Source organism: Devosia rhizoryzae (genome assembly GCF_016698665.1).
Lineage (GTDB): Bacteria > Pseudomonadota > Alphaproteobacteria > Rhizobiales > Devosiaceae > Devosia > Devosia rhizoryzae.
Map to the genome: position 1 here is coordinate 179307 of NZ_CP068046.1, position 23739 is coordinate 203045.

The 23739-nt window shown below is 61.6% G+C and carries 22 protein-coding genes; 9 read left to right on the forward strand and 13 right to left on the reverse strand.

The features are described 5' to 3' along the window. Positions 1–8 precede the first annotated feature (8 nt). The 3 genes from thiB (at position 9) to JI748_RS00865 (ending at position 3398) form a co-directional block, all read left to right on the forward strand. Positions 9–1013 carry a thiamine ABC transporter substrate binding subunit gene (gene thiB / locus JI748_RS00855; protein ID WP_201633953.1) on the forward strand — a complete coding sequence of 335 codons (1005 nt, stop codon included), beginning with the start codon at positions 9–11 and terminating at the stop codon, positions 1011–1013. Positions 1014–1192: 179 nt separating this feature from the next. After that, a complete protein-coding gene (locus JI748_RS00860) occupies positions 1193–2782 on the forward strand; it encodes an ABC transporter permease family protein (protein ID WP_201633955.1) in 1590 nt (529 codons plus the stop codon). Continuing rightward, complete coding sequence (locus tag JI748_RS00865) at positions 2766–3398, forward strand: ATP-binding cassette domain-containing protein (RefSeq protein WP_201633957.1); 633 nt, start codon at positions 2766–2768, stop codon at positions 3396–3398. Before JI748_RS00860 ends, JI748_RS00865 begins: the two co-directional genes overlap by 17 nt. On the opposite strand, the gene JI748_RS00870 is transcribed toward JI748_RS00865, so the two are convergent. After that, a complete protein-coding gene (locus JI748_RS00870) occupies positions 3395–5341 on the reverse strand; it encodes a hypothetical protein (protein ID WP_201633959.1) in 1947 nt (648 codons plus the stop codon). The two genes, JI748_RS00865 and JI748_RS00870, sit on opposite strands and share 4 nt — an antisense overlap. A gap of 46 nt (positions 5342–5387) precedes the next feature. Continuing rightward, complete coding sequence (locus JI748_RS00875) at positions 5388–6677, reverse strand: adenylosuccinate synthase (RefSeq protein WP_201633961.1); 1290 nt, start codon at positions 6675–6677, stop codon at positions 5388–5390. A gap of 168 nt (positions 6678–6845) precedes the next feature. Here JI748_RS00875 and JI748_RS00880 point away from each other — a divergent pair, with 168 nt between their 5' ends. Both JI748_RS00880 and JI748_RS00885 read left to right on the forward strand, forming a co-directional pair. Beyond that, positions 6846–7787 (forward strand): DMT family transporter, encoded by a 942-nt coding sequence (locus JI748_RS00880; RefSeq protein ID WP_201633963.1) that lies wholly within the window; start codon positions 6846–6848, stop codon positions 7785–7787. Between the two features lie 98 nt (positions 7788–7885). Beyond that, complete coding sequence (locus tag JI748_RS00885; protein WP_201633965.1) at positions 7886–8029, forward strand: lmo0937 family membrane protein; 144 nt, start codon at positions 7886–7888, stop codon at positions 8027–8029. A gap of 67 nt (positions 8030–8096) precedes the next feature. Here JI748_RS00885 and serA read toward each other — a convergent pair whose 3' ends face one another. The 6 genes from serA to JI748_RS00915 all read right to left on the reverse strand — a co-directional run bounded on the left by serA (position 8097) and on the right by JI748_RS00915 (position 12925). Then, a complete protein-coding gene (gene serA / locus JI748_RS00890; RefSeq protein ID WP_201633968.1) occupies positions 8097–9680 on the reverse strand; it encodes a phosphoglycerate dehydrogenase in 1584 nt (527 codons plus the stop codon). Between the two features lie 160 nt (positions 9681–9840). Continuing rightward, the gene (locus tag JI748_RS00895) at positions 9841–11022 is read right to left on the reverse strand and encodes a phosphoserine transaminase (RefSeq protein ID WP_201633971.1); all 1182 of its coding nucleotides are present in this window, start codon (positions 11020–11022) and stop codon (positions 9841–9843) included. A gap of 125 nt (positions 11023–11147) precedes the next feature. Further along, a complete protein-coding gene (locus JI748_RS00900; protein ID WP_201633973.1) occupies positions 11148–11366 on the reverse strand; it encodes a hypothetical protein in 219 nt (72 codons plus the stop codon). Between the two features lie 93 nt (positions 11367–11459). After that, a complete protein-coding gene (locus JI748_RS00905; protein ID WP_201633975.1) occupies positions 11460–12203 on the reverse strand; it encodes a Crp/Fnr family transcriptional regulator in 744 nt (247 codons plus the stop codon). Next, on the reverse strand, positions 12196–12591 hold the full coding sequence (locus JI748_RS00910; protein ID WP_201633977.1) for a response regulator: 396 nt from the start codon (positions 12589–12591) through the stop codon (positions 12196–12198). Before JI748_RS00910 ends, JI748_RS00905 begins: the two co-directional genes overlap by 8 nt. 91 nt (positions 12592–12682) lie before the next feature. Continuing rightward, positions 12683–12925, reverse strand: a complete 243-nt coding sequence (locus JI748_RS00915; protein ID WP_201633979.1) for a DUF6894 family protein — start codon at positions 12923–12925, stop codon at positions 12683–12685. 179 nt (positions 12926–13104) lie between these two features. On the opposite strand from JI748_RS00915, the gene JI748_RS00920 reads away from it, so the two are divergent. Then, on the forward strand, positions 13105–14406 hold the full coding sequence (locus JI748_RS00920; protein ID WP_201633981.1) for a PQQ-dependent sugar dehydrogenase: 1302 nt from the start codon (positions 13105–13107) through the stop codon (positions 14404–14406). 75 nt (positions 14407–14481) lie between these two features. Here JI748_RS00920 and JI748_RS00925 read toward each other — a convergent pair whose 3' ends face one another. Both JI748_RS00925 and glmM read right to left on the reverse strand, forming a co-directional pair. Beyond that, positions 14482–15216, reverse strand: a complete 735-nt coding sequence (locus JI748_RS00925; RefSeq protein ID WP_201633983.1) for a hypothetical protein — start codon at positions 15214–15216, stop codon at positions 14482–14484. Between the two features lie 157 nt (positions 15217–15373). After that, positions 15374–16717, reverse strand: a complete 1344-nt coding sequence (glmM, locus tag JI748_RS00930) for a phosphoglucosamine mutase (RefSeq protein ID WP_201633985.1) — start codon at positions 16715–16717, stop codon at positions 15374–15376. Positions 16718–16911: 194 nt separating this feature from the next. Between glmM and JI748_RS00935 the strand changes: the two genes are divergently transcribed. After that, on the forward strand, positions 16912–18456 hold the full coding sequence (locus JI748_RS00935) for a sensor histidine kinase (RefSeq protein ID WP_201633987.1): 1545 nt from the start codon (positions 16912–16914) through the stop codon (positions 18454–18456). Positions 18457–18459: 3 nt separating this feature from the next. After that, complete coding sequence (locus JI748_RS00940) at positions 18460–18825, forward strand: response regulator (protein WP_201633990.1); 366 nt, start codon at positions 18460–18462, stop codon at positions 18823–18825. A 106-nt stretch (positions 18826–18931) separates the two neighbouring features. Here JI748_RS00940 and ftsH read toward each other — a convergent pair whose 3' ends face one another. The 3 genes from ftsH to JI748_RS00955 all read right to left on the reverse strand — a co-directional run bounded on the left by ftsH (position 18932) and on the right by JI748_RS00955 (position 23327). Next, on the reverse strand, positions 18932–20863 hold the full coding sequence (gene ftsH / locus JI748_RS00945; protein WP_201633993.1) for an ATP-dependent zinc metalloprotease FtsH: 1932 nt from the start codon (positions 20861–20863) through the stop codon (positions 18932–18934). Positions 20864–21090: 227 nt separating this feature from the next. Continuing rightward, positions 21091–21960, reverse strand: coding sequence for an RNA polymerase sigma factor RpoH (gene rpoH, locus JI748_RS00950; protein WP_201633996.1), 870 nt, complete (start codon positions 21958–21960; stop codon positions 21091–21093). 338 nt (positions 21961–22298) lie between these two features. Beyond that, complete coding sequence (locus tag JI748_RS00955) at positions 22299–23327, reverse strand: RluA family pseudouridine synthase (protein WP_201633999.1); 1029 nt, start codon at positions 23325–23327, stop codon at positions 22299–22301. Here JI748_RS00955 and JI748_RS00960 point away from each other — a divergent pair. Further along, positions 23326–23736 carry a DUF6476 family protein gene (locus JI748_RS00960; protein ID WP_201634001.1) on the forward strand — a complete coding sequence of 137 codons (411 nt, stop codon included), beginning with the start codon at positions 23326–23328 and terminating at the stop codon, positions 23734–23736. The genes JI748_RS00955 and JI748_RS00960 overlap by 2 nt on opposite strands. Positions 23737–23739: the final 3 nt, after the last annotated feature.

Here is a 23739-nt window from a genome sequence, read left to right on the forward strand (position 1 = left end):
CGAAACCCATGGTCAAATCGTTTTCCCTCGCGCTTGCGGTCCTCGTCGCCGGATTTTCCGGTGCAGGATACGCGCAGGATAAGCCGACGCTCACCGCCTATACCTATGATGGCTTTGCCGCCGAATGGGGTCCGGGTCCGCTGCTCAAGGCGGGCTTCGAGGCCACCTGCAACTGCACGCTCAACTGGGTTGCTGCCGACAGCTCGATCGGCACGCTTCGCCGCGTGCAGCTCGAAGGCGCGACGACGGAAGCCGACGTATTGGTCGGGCTCGATACCGCCATTGCCGGCGAGGCGCGCGCCACCGGCCTTTTTGCAGATCATGGCCTGACACTTACCGGCCTCGACCTGCCGGAGGACTGGTCCGACAGCCAGTTCGTGCCCTTCGATTATTCCCACTTCGCCTTCATGCACGATACCGACACGATGCCGGTGCCGCCCAAGAATTTTGAGGAGCTGATCTCGCTTCCCGAAGACGTCAAGATCGTGATCCAGGATCCACGCTCGGCGACTCCCGGGCTCGGCCTCCTGCTCTGGGTCAAGGCTGCCTATGGCGACCGGGCCCCGGAAATCTGGGCCGGGCTCAAGCCGCATATCCTGACCATCACGCGCGAATGGAGCGAGAGCTATTCGCTGTTCCTGGAAGGGGAGGCGGACATGGTGCTGTCCTATACGACCTCACCCGCCTACCACATCTTCGACGAAGATGATCACACGATCAAAGCGGCACTCTTTAACGAAGGGCATTTCCCGCAGATCGAAGTGGCGGGAATCTTGAAAAGCTCGGACCAGCCCGAGCTTGCCGCGCAATTCCTCGCCTATCTCGCCTCGCCTGAAGGGCAGAAAGCGATCCCAACGACCAACTGGATGTTCCCCGTTGTCGACCTCGGCGCGGATCTCGATCCGTCCTTCGCCGACTTGCCTCAGCCGACGAAGACGCTGACGCTGAGCGAAGAGGACATCATTGCGAATTCCGGGGCTTGGATCGACGAGATGCTGGCGGCTGTGCAGTAGCTGATGGTCTGAACCTTCATGTGTGTTGCGAAAGCACCCCCACCCAACCTCCCCCGTAAGTCGGGGGAGGAGTGTCATCGCGTTTTGGGCGCGATCGCGGACAAACACCGGCAGGCTCCTCCCCCTTCTGCAGGGGGAGGCCGGGTGGGGGTTGCTAGCGCTAAGGGGGGAGGTGTGTTTTGATCCTCCCGCACCGTCCCCTTCGCATCGCCACCGCCGCCATCCTATCCCTTGCCATTGCCGCACTCATAGCGTCGGTGTTGTGGGCAATCTTCGCCGCGGCGACCAGCGCGGTTGCGCCGTCCCGCATCGACATCCCGCACCTTTTGCGCATGACGACGCTGCAGGCCGGTCTCACCACCGGCCTGTCCTTGATCGTCGGCATTGCCCTAGCCTGGTCGCTAAACCGGTTGCGATTTCCCGGCCGCGACCTCGTCGTTGGCCTCTTTGCTGCCGCCATCGTCACGCCGGGAATGGTCGTCGCCTTCGGGCTCCTGTCGATCTGGGGCCGCAATGGCTGGATCAACCAGGCGCTCAACGCTGTCTTCGGCGTCACCGTTGAAAGCCCTGCCTACGGCCTTGGCGGCATTCTTCTGGCCCATGTCATTCTCGACGGTGCCTTTGCCGCCCGCATCCTCCTGGCCCGGCTCGACGCCATTCCGGCGAACCGACTTAAGGTAGGCCAGTCGCTTGCCTTGTCCGCCGGCCAGCGGTTTCGGTTGATCGACTGGCCAGCGCTTCGCGGCTCACTGCCTGGGCTGGGCGCCATCATCTTCCTTCTGGCCTTCACCAGTTTCCCGATCGTCCTGTTGCTCGGCGGGGGACCAGCCAACCAGACGCTGGAAGTCGCCATCTATTCCGCGGTCCGCCTCGATTTCGATCTCATCGGCGCCGTACGCTTGGCGCTGACGCAAATGGCGGTCTGCGCCGCGGTTATCGTCCTCGCCTCGGCATTTACCGCCGTACCGACCGCACTCGGTCGCTCGGCGCAGCCCACGTGGTCGGACAGCCGCTTCGCGCGGGCGCTGCAGGGACTGGTGCTTGCTCTTTCAGTGCTCGGTTTTGCCTTGCCGCTGATCTGGGTGCTGGTCGATGGGGTCGTGGGTGGCTTTGGGCGCGTCGTCGCACAGCCGAGCTTTTGGCAAGCGACCGCCACCAGCATCGGCATCGGCGCGGCTTCCGCCGTTCTGACACTGCTACTGGCCCTGGTGCTGGCCTTGGGCCGCGCGGCTGCAGCGAACAGTGTCGCTCGCACGCTGCTCGGCGTGCCTGCCTATGCCTATCTTGCGGTGCCGGCGGTGGTGTTGTCGCTGGGCTTTTTCCTGCTCGTCCGCAATGTCGGCCTGCCGCTCGGAGCGGTTTCACCGATCGTCGTCATTTGTGCCAACAGTTTGCTGGCACTTCCCTTCGCCATGGCGACTTTGGCGCCACCGCTCGATGCCATCGTGCGCACGAAAGGCAAGCTTTTGCGCAGCTTGAACATGTCCGGATGGGCGCAATTTGCGCGCATCGAATATCCGCTGCTCGGTCGCGATATTGGGTTGATGCTGGCGCTGAGTTTCTGCTTCAGCCTCGGGGATCTCGGCGTTATCGCGCTCTTCGGCACGCAGGACTTCCAAACCCTGCCGCTGCTGATGTATCGGGCGCTCGGCTCCTACCGCAACAACGATGCCGCCGCTATCGCCGCCATCCTCCTGATCGGCACCATCGTGGCCTTTGTCGGCCTGCCGCGCCTCATCGAAAGGCTTGCTCATGCTCCGCGCCAGTGACCTGGAGTTCAGATATCGACCCGAAGAAGCGCCCTACCGTTTCAGCTTCGAAGCCGCGGCGGGCGAGGTCACGGCGATTTCCGGCGCCAGCGGGTCCGGGAAATCGACGCTCCTCGATCTTCTTGCGGGATTTCTCCAGCCGAGCCGGGGTGCGCTGACGCTGGACGACACCAATCTTCTGCCGCTCGAGCCTGAACACCGCCCGGTCTCGCTGCTGCTCCAGAGCGACAATCTCTTCGAGCATCTGAGCGCGGTTGGAAATGTCGACCTCGGCATGCCTCGCGGCGAGCGTGGAAGGGAAAAGGTGGACGACGCTCTAGCGGAAGTGGGTTTAAGCGGACTGGGTGGACGCCCCGCTTCGACGCTTTCTGGCGGCCAAAAGCAACGCGTGGCGCTGGCGCGTACCCTGTTGCGCAATCGTCCGGTGCTGCTGCTGGACGAGCCGTTTTCGGCGCTCGATGATGAAACACGCGGCACGGTGCGGACGCTGGTCGGTGAGCTGACCAACCGTCACAGCTGGCATACGGTTCTTGTCAGCCACCATGCCGACGACATCGCGGCCTTGGCCAGCCGGCACTACCGGATCATCGACAAAAAGCTAAGCGAAGCGGTCTAGCTTCGCCACGCCGTCAGCACACGGTCGAACAGGACTTGGGCATCCTCGTCCTTTTCTAGGGTGAGGATGGCATTGCGGCCGGTGCCGTAGACAACCGCCAGATCTAGCCAGCGCTGGCTGTCGAGAAGGCCGGTATTGGTCGCGACATCTTCTTCCGAAGCGCTCAGCGCGAAGAGGAAGGAGTTGCCGACAACCCTGGCGGCGGCGCCTTCGAGGGCCGTGCCCGGCACCAGCTCCTCGTCCTTGAGCAGGACGCCTGCCAGGGTCGCGATCGAGCCGCCGATAAAGGTGTCGGGGACGTCGAAGCTGATTTCCATCAGGTGGCTGGCGGGCAGTACCGGATCGTTGTTCTTGCGGATGGTGATCGATACGCCCAGGTTTCGAGCCGGAATGCTGGCTTCGCCGACCAGGGTCGGTGCGCCGATTTCGTCCGTACCCTCGGTCCAATCAACGGTGCCCGAGAAGGGAACGGCGCCGCTTTGGCCATCGGCGGAAGCCTCAAGCAGCAGGGACTGGTTGCCTGCAAGGTTCACCGGATCGACGCTGGCGACCGGATCGTCGGTCGCAGCGATGGTGGTATCGGCGCCGGAGAGGCGCTCTTCCGACTTGGCCTCGCCATTGAGCGCCGGCAGCACTGTTTCGGTGCCGGTCGGCACGACGGGCTCGGGGGACGGCTCGAGACGGTCGTCTGTTTCAAGGCCTTCAAGGGCTGCCGTGGGCTCATTGGCCTGTGTCGTTGCCGTGTTGCCCGGACCGGCAGCGCCCTCGTCGCCCACCGTGGTGTCGGCAACCGTCGTGTCCATCGTGGGCACGACGGGTTCGGTAACCTGCGCCTGTTCGGTAACCGTCGGCGTGCTGCTGCCGAACATCTGGTCCAGATCGACGAAACCTTCGCGCCAGGCCCAGAAACCGGCGCCACCGACGCCGACGAGCAGCAAGGCAAAGACCACGAGGAAAATAGTCAGGCCTGCACCGGAGCGCGTTTCGGCATTGGCAGCGGCAAAAGCGGCATCCTCGGGACGCTCCGGCACTGCTTCTGCCTCAAGCGGTGCCGGATCGTTGCGCTCGGGCAGGGGCTCGGCGAACTCGCCGCGCGCTTCACGATCCAGCGTTTCGATGGCGCGTTCGATGGCGCCTTCGGCTTCCTTGGCCTCATCGTTTTCGAGGTCGACTTCGCGCACACTCGACAGCGCCGGCTCGGTCGGCAACGGCGGCGAAATGATGACGGGCTCGGATGCCGGCTGGCGCGCCAGTGCTGTGCTGCCAAGGCTCGATTCAATGCGTGAAGGGGTGGACGCCGGGGGGAAGGTGATCGCCGCCGTGTTGGCGACGGCAGGAGGCGGCGTTTCGCGGCGTGAGAAGAAGGACAGGCGGCCAGGCTTGGATTCTGGCTTAGTCTCGACCAGAGGGATGACTGCGGGCTGCTCGGACTCGCTCGGTGCGTTGACGGAAGACGCCTGGGCAATGATGTCTTCGATCGACGTCGTTGGCGGCTCTTCCGCTGCCGGCGGCTCGGGCTCGGGCGTCGCTTCGACGACTGGCTCAGGTTCTGGTGCTGGTTCGGCCGCGACCGGCTCAGGAGCGGGTTGGGGTTCGAGGATCGGTTGGGGCTCAGGCTCTTGGGCCGGTTCGAGTACGGGCTCGACGACAGGCTTGGGCGCTTGCGACGCGGGCCGGGGCGTGAATGCCGGCCGGGCAGCGGCTTGACCTTCACGGCCAAGGCTGATCACTGCTTCGCTGGCTTCCTGCTCAACCTGGCGAATGCAATCTTCGAGCTGCAGCCGGTGCTGGGTAATGTCGCGGGCGGGAAGGGGAGGATTGATGGCGCGCAACTGGCCGACCAAAGCCGTGCGTGCCTTCTCGTAGACCGCGCGCCGCGCAGCCCCGTTGTTCTCCGGCAGCGCCGAGATGGCTCGGCGCAGCAACTCCCTATAATCCGCCATCAGCTACTCGGTACTCACTCTTGCAGCGCAGTTGTAACAAAATTTCTCAATCTTGGAATGGGTCAACCACCAGGATCGTGTCTGCTCGTTCCGGGCTGGTCGACAGCAACGCCACCGGCGCGCCGATCAGCTCTTCGATATAGCGAACATATTTGACTGCCTGAGCCGGCAATTCCGCCCAGGACCGCGCCCCTGCCGTGGTTTCCGACCAGCCCTCAAGCGTTTCGTAGATCGGCTTAACGCGCGCCTGTGCTCCCATTGAGGCAGGCAAATAATCTATGCGTGAACCATCGAGTTCGTAGCCGACGCAGACTTTTATTTCCTTTAGCCCGTCGAGGACGTCCAGCTTGGTCAAGGCAATGCCGGTGATGCCCGAGGTCTTGACGGTCTGGCGTACGAGGACGGCATCAAACCAGCCGCAGCGGCGGGGGCGGCCGGTATTGACGCCGACTTCCTTGCCGACGGTTGCCAAGTGCCGGCCGATCTCGTCGTCGAGTTCGCAGGGGAAGGGGCCTTCGCCGACGCGAGTCGTATAGGCCTTGGTGATCCCCAGCACATAGCCGATGGCGGTGGGGCCAAGGCCCGAGCCGGCAGCAGCCTGGCCGGCTACGGTGTTGGAGGAGGTCACGAAGGGATAGGTGCCATGATCGTTGTCGAGCAGCGCGCCTTGCGCACCTTCGAACAGGATGCGGGCGCCGGCCTTGCGCTTGTCGTCGAGCACACGCCAGACCTGGTCCATGAAGGGTAGGATCTGATCGGCGATCGAAATTAGTTCGTCGTAGATGGTCTGCGCTTCGATCTCGACGAGGCCGATGCCGCGGCGCAGCGCATTGTGATGTGTAAGCAGCCGCTCGATCTTGGGCAGGAGCGTATCGGGTTCGCTGAGGTCGATCAGGCGGATAGCGCGGCGGCCGACCTTATCTTCGTAAGCCGGGCCGATGCCGCGGCGGGTGGTGCCGATCTTGAGCCCGGCATTGGCATCTTCACGGATGCCGTCGAGTTCGCGATGGAGCGACAGGATCAGCGGCGCGTTGTCGGCAATGCGCAGCACTTCGGGCGTGATCTTGACGCCTTGGCCGCGCAGCTTTTCCATTTCGGCGACGAAGTGGTGTGGGTCGACGACGACACCGTTGCCGATCACGGAAAGCTTGCCCTGGACGAGGCCGGAGGGCAGCAGCGCCAGCTTATAGCTCACGCCATCGATGACCAGGGTATGGCCGGCATTGTGGCCGCCATGGAAGCGCACGACGACGTCGGCGCGCTCCGAAAGCCAGTCCACGATCTTGCCCTTGCCCTCGTCGCCCCATTGCGAGCCGACGACAACCACATTCGCCATATTTCAGTCTTCCCCAAAGAGGCTGCATCGCGAGTGGATGCGCCACGGGTCTGGCTCAAGGAGCCGCACCCAGCCAAGCTCAAGACTAACCCTTCGGCCAAGATTGTCGGGTAGGATTGCGGCCGAATAACTGTTAAGTCGGACTGTCCTTACATCACACCGGCCAAGATGACAAAGCCGCAAGACCACCAAATTCGCGGCAAAAGCGCCGGGCTTCTCGACCAACCGTATCTGCTTCTGGTGCTGGCCCCGCTATTCTGGGGCGGAAACGTCGTTGCGGCCAAGCTGGTCGTTGGAGAGATCGATCCATTTTTGCTGCTGTCGGCGCGGTGCGTCGGCGCGACACTGTTTATTCTGCCGTTCTCCTTGCCCTTCTTACGCAATGATTGGCCGCAGATCAGGCGTACATGGCCCCTGGTCATGGGCTTTGGAGCGCTAGGCTATGCGCTTTACAATGTGCTTCTCTATGTTGGCCTGACGACGACAACCGCCGTCAACTCTTCCATCGAAACCGGCGCCTTGCCGATGATGATCTTGCTGGCCAATTTCGTCATCTTCCGCGTACGCGCCAATATGTTGCAGATCCTTGGCGTTGCGATCGCCATTTCCGGCGTCATGCTGACCGCGACGCATGGAGACCTGCGGCGCGTGCTGACGCTCGATATCAATGTCGGCGATGGCTTTGTTCTCCTCGCCTGCCTCACCTACACGGCCTATACGCTCGCGCTGCGCTTCCGGCCGCAAATTCACATGATGAGCTTCATGGCCGTGGCCTTTACCGGCGCAGCCATCACTGGTCTTGTCATGTTGCAGCTTTTCGGCCCGGGGCTTGGCAGCTATGCGACCCTTCCTTCAATGTCGCCGACCGTTTGGGCGGTGCTCGCCTATGTGATGATCTTCCCGTCCATGTTCAGCCAGATTGCCTATGCCCGCGGGGTCGATCTCGTGGGGCCTAACCGGGCGGCACCGAGCCACAACCTCATCCCGGTTTTTGGCGCCTTGGGTTCGGTTCTGATCCTGGGCGAGCGACTGGAGGTCTACCATTACCTCGCCGCAGCGATCATCATCGGTGGCATCGTGCTCGCCGAATGGGCGGCCCGGCGGAAGTAAGGAGCATCGATCTCGACGACGGAAGACACTCCTTCCGGAACATTTGAGCGCTCCCGTCATTTGTCTGACGGTACCTGTTGGACGGTAGGAACAAGCCGATGCTTTGGACGATTGCGGTTATTCTTCTGGCACTTTGGGCGATCGGCCTGGCCTTCAAGGTTGCCGGCGCGCTGATACATCTGCTGCTGGTGCTTGCCTTAATCGTGGTGCTCTATAACCTCTTCATCAAGCGCAAGACTTGAGCTGAACCGCGAGCGCTAATGAAAAAGGCGGCCAATTGGCCGCCCTTCTGTTTGTCGTCGATGTCTTTTAGAACCGCAGCGCCTTGGCCTGCTTGACCCCTTCGAGCTTGGCGATCTGGCCGAGCTGTTCATCGGTGAGGGTGCCGTCGATGGCGAGCAATGCAATGGCGTCGCCGCCGACATCGGCGCGGCCAAGGTTGAAGTTGGCGATGTTGATGCCCAGCGTGCCCAGGAGGGTGCCGAGGCGGCCGATATGGCCCGGCTTGTCCTCGTTGGTGACATAAAGCATGGACGAGGTCAGCTCGGCTTCCATGTTGATGTCCTTGAGCTGAATGATGCGCGGCTTGCCGTTGGCAAAGAGCGTGCCGGCGATCGCGCGGGTCTGCTTTTCGGTCGTGAGCGTCAGGCGGATATAGCCTTCGTAAGCGCCCTGCTGGTCGCGGTTGGTGGTTTCCACCACGATGCCGCGATCCTTGGCGATCTGGGGCGCCGAAACCATGTTGATGTCGCCGAGCGAGGGTTTGAGCACGCCGTTGATGGCGGCTGCGATCATCGGCTTGGTGTTGAGCTGGGCGACACTGCCTTCGAACTCGATTTTTATGCCGGTGATGGCCGTCTCGGTGAGCTGGCCGGCAAAGGAGCCCAGAGTTTCGGCAAGCTTGACCCAGGGGGTCAGGAGCGGGGCTTCTTCAGCCGAGATTGAGGGGAAGTTCAGCGCATTGGTGATCTCGCCGGTCATCAGATAGGCCGAGATCTGCTCGGCGACCTGGAGCGCCACGTTTTCCTGGGCTTCGGTGGTCGAGGCGCCAAGGTGCGGGGTGCAGATGACGTTGGGTAGCTCAAACAGCGGGTTGTTCTCGGCAGGTTCCTGCAGGAACACGTCGAGCGCCGCGCCTGCAACCTGGCCGGACTTCAGCGCCTGGTAAAGCGCTTCCTCGTCGATCAGCCCACCACGGGCGCAGTTGATGATGCGAACGCCCTTCTTGGTCTTGGCGAGAGTTTCAGCATTGAGGATGTTGCGCGTGGCGTCGATCAGCGGCGTGTGGAGCGTAATGAAATCGGCGCGGGCCAGGAGATCGTCGAGCTCGACCTTTTCGACACCCATGGTCTGGGCACGTTCGGGGGTGAGGAAGGGGTCGTAGGCAACAACCTTCATCTTGAGACCGACGGCGCGGTCGGCAACGATCGAGCCGATATTGCCCGCGCCGATAAGGCCGAGGGTTTTGTTAGTGACCTCGACGCCCATGAAGCGGTTCTTTTCCCACTTCGATGCACGGGTCGAGGCATCTGCTTCCGGCAGCTGGCGGGCCAAGGCGAACATCATGGCGATGGCGTGCTCGGCCGTGGTGATCGAATTGCCGAAGGGCGTGTTCATCACGATGATACCCTTCTTGGTCGCGGCGGGAATATCGACGTTGTCGACGCCGATCCCGGCACGGCCAATGACCTTAAGATTGGTCGCGGCGGCGATAATCTTTTCGGTCACCTTGGAGGCCGAGCGGATGGCGAGGCCATCATACTGGCCGATAGCTTCGAGGAATTTTTCCTTGTCCTTGCCGAGATCGGGCAGGTAGTCGACCTCGACGCCGTTGTCCTTGAAGATCTGGACGGCAGTGGGGCTCAGTTTGTCGGAAACGAGAACTTTGGGCATGGCGGGGTGTCCTGGAATTTGTGTGTGTGGAGAGAGCCCCCACCCGGCCTCCCCCTGCAGAAGGGGGAGGAGTGGCTCCGAGTGTCTGGCACGTTCTTGCCAAGCACTCGATCAGCCCCTCCCCCTTTTGCAGGGGGAGGTTTGGTGGGGGTTCTAAGTCTTAGGCAGCGATCTTGAGCGCGGCTTTTTCTTCAGCGAAGGCCCAGTCGAGCCAAGGCGTCAGCGCCGCAAGGTCGGAGGTTTCCACCGTCGAGCCAGCCCAGATGCGAAGGCCTGCCGGGGCGTCCTTGTAGGAACCGAAGTCGTAGGCGACGCCGAGCTTGTCGAGGCGGGCGACGATGGCCTTGGCGAAGGCAGCCTGGGCTTCATCATCGAGCGCCGTCACCGCGGGATCAACGATCGAGAGGCAGACCGAGGTGTTGGAGCGCTGGTCTGCGTTCTTGGCCAGGAACTCGACCCATGGGGTCTTGGCGACCCAGTCGGACAGCACCTTGAAGTTGGCGTCAGCGCGGTCCTGCATGGCCTTGAGACCGCCGATGGAGAGGCCCCACTTCATGGCGTCGATGGCGTCTTCGATGCAGAGCATGGAAACGGTGTTGATGGTCTCGGCCTTGAAGATGCCTTCGATCAGCTTGCCGCCCTTGGTCAGGCGGAAGATCTTGGGCAGCGGACGATCGGGCTTATAGGTCTCGAGCCGTTCGACGGCGCGGGGGGACAGGATCAGGATGCCGTGCGCGGCTTCGCCGCCAAGCGCCTTCTGCCAGGAGAAGGTGACGACATCGAGCTTGCTGAAGTCCAACTTCTGCGCAAACGCACCAGAAGTCGCGTCGCAGATGGTAAGGCCCTCGCGATCGGCCGGAATCCAGTCAGCGTTAGGGACGCGGACACCCGAGGTGGTGCCGTTCCAGGTGAAGACGACATCGCGGTTGAAGTCGACCTGGGTGAGGTCGGGCAGTTCGCCATAGGGGGCTTCGAGGATGCGGCAGTCGGCAAGCTTGAGTTGCTTCTGGACGTCGGTCACCCAGCCGGCGCCGAAGGATTCCCAGGCGAGCATGTCGACGCCGCGGGCGCCCAGAGCGCTCCAGAGGAACATTTCGACGGCGCCAGTGTCGGAAGCAGGGACGATGCCGATGCGATAGTCGGCGGGAACTTCAAGCAGTTCGCGCGTCAGGTCGATGGCTTCCTGGATGCGGGCCTTGGCGGGCCTGGCGCGGTGCGAACGACCGGTCAGTGCATTGGCGAGCACATCCACCGTCCAGCCTGGACGCTTGGCACATGGGCCCGACGAAAAATTGGGGTTTGCCGGTTTCACCGCCGGTGCGGTCAGGGGCGTATCAGCCATCTTAAGCGGCCCTCCCAGGCCTATGCGTCTCGCGTTAGGGCGAGATGTCCTGAGGCGGGAAATACGCCCGGGGAGGGGTCGGCGTCAATGGGGAACTTCGGCAAGCAGGCTTGCGACGCAAGAGCCTAGCCGTGGTTTTGTGCAACCGTGGTGTAGAGGCGAACCATGTTGGTGTTGTTGGCGTCGTCCCAATAAACGCGGCAAACGAGGCTTCGGGCATGGCCGGAGCGAACCAACTTGAGGCCCAAGGCATTCTCGGCTGCCTGCTCAGGGGAGCGGGCCTCGATCCTGAGTTCAGGTTCGACGATGCCGGTCCGCAAATCTATGACTCTGAATGTAGGCAAGGAACTATCCTGTTTTCAAGAAGATGTAACATGCCGAAACAGCGCTGCCCCTAACTTGCGTTAACGGCCAATCCGCTTTCAAGGGCTAATCAATCAAGGCTCGAGGCTGAGATAAACCGGATCAAAACCCGCCAGAGCGGTCAGCTTTCTCAGGTCCCTGATCCACACCTTGCCGCTTTGCAGGCTGATAGCGCCGGTGCGGCGCAGCACCTGGAGCGTGCGGTTGACATGGACCGTGGAAAGGCCCACCGCCGCCCCCAGCTCAGCCTGAGTCATGGGAAGGTCATAGCTGCCTTCGGCGGAGGTCAGTCCGACAGCGGAAAGGCGATACCAGAGTTCACACAGGATGCTTGCCAGCCTTTCGGTGGCCGTGCGGACACCGAGGCTGATGATCCGCTCGCGGCCAATTGCAGCGTCAGTCGCCGCCGCCCGCTGGCTGGCACGAAGAATGGCAGGAAATTGTGCGGCAAGTTCGGTGAAAGTGCGGGTTCGGATACGGCCGAGCTGACTATGGGCAGTCGTCACGCATTGCGCGGTGGCGACCGTGCCGGAAAGGAAGCCGAAATCGACAAAATCGCCAGGAACCACCATCGCGGTGATCTGCCGGCGGCCATTGGTCAACAGCCGAAAATGACAGATCCAACCGCTTAGCAGGACCGAAACATCCCCAAACGCTTCCGGATGAAGCTCCTGAAGAGGCGGGATCAAGGGGCCGCGGTTGACGGCGCGGCGCAAAGCTTCGCGCGCCTCGGCGTCGAGCGGCTCGAAAAGTGACAGTCGGTGAATGAAGCGCTCGACAGGGTCGTTGCCGAGCAGCGGGCCGGCAAGACTAGACACGCTGACTGGCACTCCGCGCGTCTAGACTGGCGCACAAGGCTGCCGCGAGCGTGTCGGCATTTGCCGGCTTGGTGATCCAGGGAATGTGGGCAAAGCGGTCTGGCCGCTCTTCAGGCCCGTAGCCGCTCGCGATGGCGACGGCCAAACCCTTTTCCTCAAGCAGGGGGATGACATCGTAGGCCTGACCATCAGCGAACTGGATATCGAGCACGGCCGCATTTGCCGTGCAGTTGCCCGAAAGCAGAATCTGGCGCAGCTCACCAAGCTTGCCGACCGTGCCGACAACTTCGGCGTCAAGCGCCTCAAACTGCTGGGCCATGTCCATGGCCAGCAGGAATTCATCGTCGCAAATTAGAACCCGAAGGTCGCGGCTAGTAGTCTGCGTCAATACGAGAATCCCCTGGCGACGATACTATTGCCAGTCGGGAATCGGCCCTATCACATAGGTTAACAGCGGCGGACGATTGTCGCTCACGTGATCAGTCGGACGCTTCGACCGTATTGAAGTCGAGTTGAACCTCGAACAGCACCTTGCCTTCGGCATCGCTAACCTGGATCTTGAGGGCTCGGCTGGGTCCGTCGCCAGGCAGTTCCTGCGCCGCGATCTCGGTCAACGTGCGCGTGGCCTCCGTGCGGGCCGTCTCTTCATCTTCAAGTTCAATGCCCATACGATCAAACGATGTTCTGGTGCCATCGGTTATGTCGAAGAAGAAGTTGGCCATCGGCGTTTCCGGCAGATTGGAAGCGTTCGGCTGAGAAACTTGCCCCTGCGAGCAAACGTTCCGGACGAGGTGTGAGCGTCGAGCCGATGTGATCGGCATTTGAATCGTCCCCACGCCACTAGGCGGACTGGGTCAAAGGCTCTAGCCTGCTCCGGAAATAACTTCGCTGGGACTTGGTCATGACCGACAATTCACTGTTCGCCCGCTTCGTGGCTCTTGTCGGAGGCGCCGCCGTTGCGGTGCGACATGCTGGCGATGGGCCGCGTCCACCGGCCTATGGCACCGCTCCGACCATTCCCGGGCCCAAGCCGCAGGGCAAGATTCCAACGCTCAAGATGCCGACGGCCATGGGCTGGCAAGGTGATCACAAGCCGACGGCAGCGCCGGGCCTGAGGGTCAACGCCTTCGCCAAGGGGCTCACCCATCCGCGCAACATCCATGTCTTGCCCAATGGTGACGTGCTGGTTGCAGAATCGATGGGGGAGGAAGGCAAGGCCAGCAGCGTCTTCGACCATGCCATGCAGGCGACGATGAAGCGCGCACGGGCTTCGGGTACGAGTCCGAACCGGATCGTGCTGCTGCGCGATCCTAACGGTGACGGCACCGCCGAGGAGCGCCACAACTTCATCGAAGGCGTGCGGCAACCCTTCGGCATGGCGCTGATCGGATCGACACTTTACGTAGGCGCCAGCGATGCGGTGCTCGCCTATCCCTATGAGCCGGGCGCCACGCGCATCGCGGCGCCAGGTCGCAAGCTGATGGACCTGGTGCCCGGCGGACACTGGACGCGCAATCTCATCGCCAGTGCCGACGGTACCAAGCTCTACGTGGCGGTGGGCTCGCTCAGCAATATCGGCGACCAGGGCATGGCGGCGGAGGAGAACCGCGCTTGTATCCACGAGCTTGATCTTGCCAGCGGGCAGTCCCGTATCTTTGCCGGAGGGCTCCGTAATCCGGTGGGCATGGCCTGGGAGCCGGTGGGCGGCATGTTGTGGACGGTGGTCAACGAGCGGGATGGATTGGGCGATGAGACGCCGCCCGATTACCTGACCTCTGTGGCCGACGGCGCTTTCTATGGCTGGCCCTATAGCTATTGGAACCGCATCGTCGACGATCGGGTGCCGCAGGATGCGGGGAAGGTGGCCGGTTCGACGCAGCCCGATTTTGCTTTGGGCGGGCATACGGCTTCGCTGGGCCTATGCTGGCTGCCCGAGGGAACCTTGCCCGGCTTTTCGCCCGGCATGGCGATCGGCCAGCATGGATCGTGGAACCGCTCGAAGCTTTCGGGATACAGGCTGGCCTTTGTCGAGTTCCAGAACGGCAAGCCGGTTGGGACGCCGCGCGACATGCTTACCGGATTCTTGTCGGCGGATGAAAAGTTCTCGTTCGGGCGGCCGGTGGGTGTGGCGCTGGCGAGCGATGGTGCAGTGCTGGTGGCCGACGACGTTGGCGACGTGATCTGGCGCGTGACCCGCGCCTAACGAAAAGGCCGGTGTCGTTCTGACACCGGCCCTTCGATTTAGCTCTGGCGGATGTGGCGGTCCGCCACGTCCGGCTTAGTTGAAGCGGTAGCGAACAGTGCCGCGGACTTCGTGTACGAAGTTGTTGGGGATCGAGTAGGGGTTGGGAGCGGCATCGTTGTTGAGGTCGTGGATGTAGAGACCGCGATAGCCGATATCAGCTACAACCTGACCGAAGTCATAGCCGGCGCCGATCATGCCCGCTGCGGCGAAGCTGGTGTTCTGGTCGCGGGTATCCGCAAAGCCAGGACCATTGGTGATGAAGTCGTTGAATGCCACACCGGCACCACCACCGACATATCCGAACATGCCACCGGCAGCGCCATAACCGTCGCCACCCAGTGCAAAGTCATAGTAGGCGTTAGCCAGGAGAACAGTTGAGCGCAAAGAAAGCGTATGGACGCCCGCTGCCAGCGGACCTGCGCCGGTCGTGGTCAGTGTGGTGCGCATGCCTTCGTTGTTGAAATAATCGACGGTCGCGTCGACGCGAAGTCCGTTGCCCAGTTCATAACCAGCGCCAGCACCGACAGAGTAGCCGTAGCCGAAGCCGTCGATCGGGAAAGCAGGGTCGATAGCGGTCGGGTGGTTGACGCGCGGTGCCCACATGAGGTTACCGGCGGCGCTGCCGCGCAGGTAGAACGAGCCCGAGACGCCGTAATCGACATCGGGGATTTCGATCACGGGCGGATAGTAGGGCATGTCAGCCGCGATTGCGGAGCCGGCAATAAGGGTGGCTCCTGCCACCAGCATTGCTTGCGTAAGCGTGCGCATCAAGAAGTTCCTTTGGTTGCCACGACACCAGTCGATTGCAGCCAATATCGGAGAAACTTCTTAAAGCGCGCTTAACCAAGCTCTTTAACCCTAACCATCGCTCAAAGTATTTGGTTACTGAAGTGTTACTTTGGTGATGTGGTTGGTTACGTGAGACTTAGGCAACTTGCCTTATGGCGGCTTCCACCTGCGACACGACAGTCTCGACCAGACCGGCATCGTCGGCCTCACCCATGACGCGGATCACCGGCTCGGTGCCGGAGGCGCGGACGACGAGGCGGCCCGATGTGCCCAGCATGGCTTGGCCGTCGGCAATGGCCTGGATGACCTGCTTGTGCTCCAGCGGCTTGCCGGACTTGAATTTGACGCTGCGCAGCAGCTGCGGCACTTTTTCGAAGCGCGCGCAGATGTCGGAGATCGGCTGGTTCTTCTGCTTCATCACCGCAAGGAGCTGAAGGGCGGCAACGAGGCCATCCCCCGTGGTGGTGAAATCGGACAAAATGATGTGCCCAGACTGTTCGCCGCCGACGTTGAAGCCCTTGTTGCGCATGGCTTCAAGCACGTAGCGATCGCCCACCTGGGTGCGTTCGAGCGTCAGGCCAAGCTTGGTCAGGTGCCGTTCGAGACCGAGATTGCTCATGATGGTGGCAACAATGCCGCCGCCTTGCAGCATCTGCCGCTCCATCCAGCTTTCGGCGATCACGGCCATGAACTGGTCGCCATCGACCACATGGCCTTTTTCATCGATGATGATAACGCGATCGGCGTCGCCATCGAGCGCGATACCGATATCGGCACGCACTTCCTTGACCTTGGCGGCGACGGCTTCGGGGGCGGTGGAGCCAACCTTGTGGTTGATGTTGAAGCCATCGGGCTCGGCCCCGATGGTGAAGACCTCGGCGCCCAGTTCCCATAGGGCGATCGGGGCGACTTTGTAGGCGGCGCCATTGGCGCAATCGAGCACGACGCGAAGCCCGGCCAGATCGATGTTCCGGGGCAGGGTGCGCTTGGCGTATTCGATATAGCGGGTGCGGGCTTCCTCGTCGCGATGGGCGCGGCCGATTTCCCTTCCTTTGGCGAGATGGCGCGACATGTCGCTGTCGATCAGGCTTTCGATCTCGAGTTCGATCTCGTCGCTAAGCTTGTAGCCGTCGGGACGAAAGAGCTTGATGCCGTTGTCGTCAAAAGGGTTGTGCGAAGCGGAGATCATGACGCCAAGGTCAGCGCGCAACGATCGGGTCAGCATGGCGACGGCGGGGGTGGGCATTGGGCCGAGGAGATAGACGTCCATGCCCACGGCGGTGAAGCCTGCTGTCAGCGCCTGTTCGATCATATAGCCGGAGCGGCGGGTATCCTTGCCGATGACGACGCGATTGCGGTGATCGCCGCGCACGAACTTGGTGCCCGCCGCCATGCCCACCTTGAGCGCCAGGTCAGGCGTGAGCTTATCGCCATTGGCGAGGCCGCGAATGCCATCGGTGCCGAAATACTTTCTGACCATCGCCGACCTCGGTTCACTGGTTGTCTTGGGATAATATCACGTTTCGCTGCAATAGCTGAATGGGCGTTGAAACGAAAGGGCAGGAGCAAGGAGAGGCCCATGCGATCCTCGCAACCCGTACTCGTGGTGAATTGTCTTGACGCAAGACGATGCTTACTCGAACAACGGGCCGGCTCTTAACCTGGGATAGATATATGCACGCGATTTCCGGTGGTGGTTCGGTGGATACCTCTCCGGAGACGACATTTCTTGCCGGTGGTGGGAATCTCGGGGCGCTGATCAGGGCGTACAATTGGACTTCTACGCCGCTCGGCGCACCCGCGACGTGGCCGGGGAGCCTGCGGACGCTGGTCCAGGTCATGCTGACGTCGCAACAGCCCATGTTCATTGCTTGGGGTCCTGACCGGACCATGCTCTACAATGATGGCTATGCACCCATGTGCACCAACCGTCACCCGTGGGCTCTGGGCAAGCCGTTTGGCAAGGTCTGGGCGGACATCATCGCCGATGTCGGGCCGATCATGGAGGCCGCCTATGCCGGTGTCCCGACCTATATGGACGACATCGAGTTCCAGATGGTGCGCCATGGGCGTACGGTGGAGACGCATTTCTCCTTTGGCTATACGCCGGTGCATGACGAAAACGATCAGGTCGCCGGCATGTTTTGTACGGCGCTCGAAATCACCGCCGAAGTGGTTGCGGCCAAGACCAGGACGCGCGAGCTCGATCGCCTGCGCGCCTTGCTGGAAAAAGCGCCGAGCTTCATGGCCGTCCTTCATGGGCCGGAGCATCGCTTCGAAATAACCAACGCGGCTTATCGCCAGCTGATCGGCCATCGCGACGTGATCGGCAAGACCGTGCGCGAAGCACTGCCTGAGATCGAGGGCCAAGGCTTTTACGAGTTGCTCGATGGTGTCTATGGCACCGGCCAGATCTTTATCGGCCGCAGTATGGAAATCGACCTGCAGCAAACACCGGATGGTCCGCTGCAGAAGGGCTTTTTGAACTTCGTCTATCAGCCCATGTATGATGACGCTGGTCAGATCACGGGCATATTCGTCGAAGGAAACGACGTTACCGATCTCAAGGGGGCGGAGCTGGCGCTGCGCGCAGCGATGTCGGTGCAGGATACGCTTACTGGCGAACTGCAGCATCGGATCAAGAACAGTCTCGCTATGGTGGGCGCCATCGCATCGCAGACCTTGCGTGGCGAGGACATTGCGGATCGGCGCGCCTTGTTCGACTCTCGCCTCAGTGCGCTGGCAACGGCGCATGACATTTTGACCAATAGCACTTGGACGACGGCATCCTTGCGCGATGTTGTCGAGGGTGCATTGGCACCGCACATGCCGTCCGAAGATCGCGTAACGCTCCAGGGCATCGAGTTTGATCTAAATCCCAAGCAGGCGCTGTCCATGGCTTTGGCCATCCACGAGCTTGCGACAAACGCTGCCAAATACGGCGCGTTTTCAACGCCTGAGGGGCGGGTACTTATCAGCTGGGCGTTTGATCCGGCGGGTGAGAAGCCAGTGTTTCTGTTCAAGTGGGAGGAAAGCGGCGGGCCTCCCGTGGTGGTGCCGAGCCGAACCGGCTTTGGCTCGCGGCTCATCACCAAGGTGCTGGCGGCAGATTTTGAAGGCAAAGTCAGCGTCGAATATCGCCCGGAAGGTCTTCTCTGCGTGCTCCGCTCGGACACAGGCTGCGTCGCGCCTGAGCAGAACCTGGCGAGGAGTGCGTAGAGAATGGCTCACTCCAAACCCATCGTTCTGGTTGTCGAAGATGAAGCGTTAGTCCGCATGGCCATCGTCGATCGCCTTGAGGAAGAAGGCTTTCTGGTACTCGAAGCCGCCAATGCCGATGAGGCACTCAGGATCCTGGTGAACAATCTCGACGTGCGGCTGGTGTTTACCGATGTGGACATGCCCGGCACGATGAATGGCATCAAGCTGGCAGCGGCAGTTCGCGATCGCTGGCCGCCGATCAAGATCGTCGTCACCTCGGGCTACAAGCATGTGAAACTCGATGAGATCCCCGCGCAGGCCGAGTTCGTGCCCAAGCCCTATAATGCCGACCGGCTGATCAACGCCTTTCGGCGACTGACAGACTGATCAGGCGGCGAGGCCGATAGCTGATCTGCAGCGAGATTAAAGGCACAAAGAAAAACCTCCCCCCTTGATCAGGGAGGAGGTTTTGTTTGTGCAGTAAAAGCGGGGATCAGCTTTCCGGCTGCGGTTCCAGACCTGGTTCCGGTGGAGCGTCCGGGCGCTTCTTGCCGGATTTTCCAGCAGAAGGTACCCCGGAAGCCTTCGGCGCCGATGGGCCGCTATCCTCGGGGCGAGCCGGCTGCTTGCCGTCCATCAGAGCGCGCAGCTCGTCGCCGGTGAGGGTTTCGAACTCTAGCAGAGCCTGGGCAATCGCCTCCCACTGGTCGTGGTAGGTGGTGAGGATGTCCTTGGCGGATGCCTCGCCGTCTTCGATCAGCTTGCGAACTTCCTGGTCGATCAGCCGAGCCGTGTCATCGGACATGTTGGTCGACTGCGTTACGGAATGGCCGAGGAAGACTTCCTGGTCATTGGACTTGTAGCGTACGCGGCCGAGCTTTTCGCTCATGCCCCATTCCATCACCATGGAACGCGCCAGTGAGGTCGCCATCTGAATATCGCCAGAAGCACCCGACGTGACCTTGGCCGGACCGAACTTGATGATCTCGGCTTCGCGACCACCAAAGAGCATGGTCAGGCGGGCCAGAGCCTTTTCGCGGCTGAACGAATAGGTGTCGTTCTCGGGCAAGGTCATGACCATGCCCAGCGCACGGCCGCGCGGGATGATGGTGGCCTTGTGGATCGGGTCGATGCCAGCAACCTTAAGCGCAATGATGGCGTGGCCGGCTTCGTGGTAGGCGGTCAGCTTCTTTTCATCGTCGGTCATGGCCATGGTGCGGCGCTCGGCGCCCATCATGATCTTGTCCTTGGCGTCTTCGAATTCCTGATGGGTGACGAAGCGCTTGTTCTTGCGCGCCGCCATCAGGGCCGCTTCGTTGACGAGGTTCATGAGGTCCGCACCGGAGAAGCCGGGGGTACCGCGGGCCAGAACCTTGAGGTCGACGTCGGGCGCAAGGGGGACCTTGCGGACGTGGACCTTGAGAACCTTTTCGCGGCCCGAGACGTCCGGGTTCGGCACGACGACCTGACGGTCGAAACGGCCGGGACGAAGCAGGGCAGGGTCAAGGACGTCGGGACGGTTGGTCGCGGCGATCAGGATGATGCCTTCATTGGCTTCAAAGCCGTCCATCTCGACGAGGAGCTGGTTGAGGGTCTGTTCGCGTTCGTCGTTACCGCCGCCAAGACCGGCGCCACGCTGGCGGCCGACGGCGTCGATTTCGTCGATGAAGATGATGCAGGGGGCATTCTTCTTCGCCTGTTCGAACATGTCGCGGACGCGGCTGGCGCCGACACCGACGAACATTTCAACGAAGTCAGAACCCGAAATGGTGAAGAACGGCACATTCGCTTCGCCTGCGACCGAGCGGGCGAGCAGCGTCTTACCGGTACCGGGAGGGCCGACCAAGAGCACGCCGCGCGGGATACGACCGCCGAGGCGCTGGAATTTGCCCGGATCGCGAAGGAATTCGACGATTTCCTCGAGGTCCTGCTTGGCTTCATCGACGCCGGCGACGTCTTCGAACGTCACCTTGCCCTGGGTTTCGGTCAGAAGCTTGGCGCGCGACTTGCCGAAGCCCATGGCGCCGCCACGGCCGCCCCCCTGCATCTGGCGGATAAAGAAGAACCAGACGCCGATGATGACGATGAAGGGCAGCCAGGAAGAAAGGAGGATCGACCAGAATGGGCTCGATTCCGGCGCACGGGCGGTGATCGAGACGTTGCGATCTTCGAGGCGCGAGATGACATCGGCCCCATCGGGGATGATGGTTTCGAAACGGCTGCCATCGCTGAGCTGGCCGGAGACGATATTGTCGGTGATGGTGACGGCGGAAATTCGTCCCGCATCAATATCGGTGACGAACTGGCTGTAACTTTTCTCGGCGATCGAGATCGATCGTGTCGACGACTGGAAGACCTGGAACAGGCCCATCAGCATGAAAAGGACGACCAGCCAAATGGCAAAGTTGCGGAAATTTCCGTTCATCAATCCTGTCCCGGAAGGAAGAGGCCGCGCAAAGCGACGCTAGTGGCCCGAATGTAAGGCCCGCAATAGGGCGTTACAAGGGCAAGGCCTCGCCTGTTCGGCCGGCCTCGTCCAGTCATAATGTCGCGACGGGGTTAATGCTGGGTGAGGGCGGATAGATGCATCGGCCCGGCGCAAAATAAAGCGCCCCGGCTTATGGCCGGGGCGTTTCGAAGACCTTGAGAGGTTTAGTTAGCGCGGGCGGCTTGCTGAACGGCGTCCTGCACCTTTTCGAAAGCGCGGACTTCGATCTGGCGAATGCGCTCGCGGCTGACGTCGTATTGCTGGGCAAGCTCTTCCAGCGTTGCCGGGTTGTCCTGAAGACGGCGGGCCTGGAAGATGGCGCGTTCGCGTTCGTTAAGCACATCCATGGCAGTGGTGAGCATGCCCATGCGCTCGGAGAACTCTTCGCTTTCGCCAAGGCTGGTTTCCTGATCCGGCGTATCGTCGACAAGCCAGTCCTGCCATTCGGAAGAGCCTTCGTCAGCGCGCATGGGCGAATTGAGCGAGGCATCGCCGGAGAGGCGGGAGTTCATCGAGACCACGTCATCTTCGGTCACGCGGAGGGTAGTGGCGATCTGCTTGATCTGGTCGGGATGGAGCGAGCCATCATCGAGCGCAGCGATCTGGCCCTTCACCTTTCGCAGATTGAAGAACAGGCGCTTTTGTGCGGCCGTGGTGCCGATCTTGACCAGGCTCCAGGAGCGCAAAACGTATTCCTGGATCGCGGCGCGGATCCACCACATCGCGTATGTAGCGAGACGGAAGCCTTTGTCGGGCTCGAAGCGCTTGACCGCGTGCATGAGACCGACATTGCCTTCCGAGATTACCTCGGAAATCGGCAGGCCATAGCCGCGATAGCCCATGGCGATCTTGGCGACGAGACGCAGGTGCGATGTGATCAGCTTCTGGGCCGCGCCGGGATCAGCATGTTCCTTATAGCGCTTGGCGAGCATGAACTCTTCGTCCGGCTCAAGCATTGGAAACTTGCGGATTTCCTGCAGATAGCGGCTAAGGCCGCCCTCGGCGGAAAGAATGGGAACATTGGACTGGGCCATTAAGCACCCCCTTTTTGGTTTCCCCCGCATGAAGCGGGCGGAACGCCTCCCTCTGTCCCGAAGGCACAGAGACAGACACTCATCATATAGGTTGCAGTTTGGCGATTTTAAGAGGCCGAATTCGCTTCAATGTTAGAGGCGTCTTCCGGTTCCCACTCATCGCCAGATCATTCATCGGTATAATACGATAGATTGGCGATAAGTTCAAACACGTCGGTGTGAGTCTATCTTATCGCTCCTAGGCCTCGTCCTGAGCCCACCAAAGGACAGGGTCTGGGCCACGAGCATTTGAGTGCCCGACCTCGTGGTTCGACAGGCTCACCATGAGGTCTCATACGCTACCGTGCAACGGCGCGATCAAAGGGTTCGAGCGCATCTTCAAGGGCTTGAAGATCGTCTGGCAGATCGGCTTCGAACATCATTTCCTCGCCGGTGGTCGGGTGTTCGAAACCGAGTTCGGCGGCATGGAGGGCTTGCCGGCCGAGCGTGCGGATGGTTTCGGCGAGTTCGGCCGGAAGCTTGTTGATCTTGGTGGCAAAGCCGGGTGCGTAGAGGAGGTCCGACACAAGCGGATGGCCGATATGGGCCATGTGGACGCGGATCTGGTGGGTGCGTCCGGTTTCAAGCTGACACTGGATGCGGGTGATGTCCCAGCCCTCACCGCCATAGCGCGCTTCGACATTGTAATGGGTAATGGCCTCGCGGCCCTGTTTCAGCACGGCTTGCTTCAAACGATTGCCGGGGTCGCGGCCGAGAGGGGCATCCACAGTGCCCATGCCAGATTGAGTCATGCCCCAGGCGTAGGCGGTATAGGCGCGATGCAGCGGGCCGGTGCGGCCGTGATCAGCGAACTGGGCGGAAAGGTGCTTGTGCGATTTTTCGGTTTTCGCTGCCACCATGACCCCGGACGTGTCCTTGTCGAGCCGGTGGACGATGCCAGGGCGCTTGACGCCGCCGATGCCCTGCAGGCTATCGCCGCAGTGAAAGAGCAGTGCGTTGACCAGCGTGCCATTTGGCGAGCCAGGGGCAGGGTGGACCACCATGCCGACGGGCTTGTTGATGACGATGAGCTGGTCGTCCTCGTAAAGAATATCGAGCGGGATATCTTCCGGCTCCGGGTCGGCATCTTCGGGCGGCGGGGCAAGAAGGACGATTGTCTCGCCCGTCTTGAGACGATAGTTGGGTTCGGCGACGGGCTTGCCGTCCACAGTGACGGCGCCGGAGAGGATCAGGTCCTTGAGGCGGCTGCGGCTGAGGATGTCATGCGCACGGGCCAGGGCTGCATCGAGCCTTGCGCCGGCCAGCGTTTCGTCGACAACAACCTCGATGGGCTCGCCCTCGAACAAGAGATCGGTATGGTCGGCCATGAGCAATCCTGAACCAAATAGACCCGCCGCGGCCGAGGAACTCACGCCGGAAGCACGGGTAATGCTGGGAAGAGCGCGGCGCTCGTTCGGTATTTCGATCGGCATCCTGCTTTTGGGCTTTATGGCGATTGGTTTTGCGCTTGTCTATCGCGTGATGCGCGACCGGCCAGCGCCGTCAGTAGCGGAAAGCATCTCATTGCCGTTCCACTTCGAGGCAGTCTCGGCGATCCTCATCGACAATACGATCCAAGTCACTACCCGCGATGGCAATTCTGCCATGCTCAACATCTTCAATGCCGAGACGGGCGAACTCATCAGCTCAGTGAACATCAATTCCGACCTTCGTCCGGAGGCGACCCTGGAGTCGTTGGCGCAGGAGCGCGAAAGCGGAGCCGAGATGGCGGAATAGCCG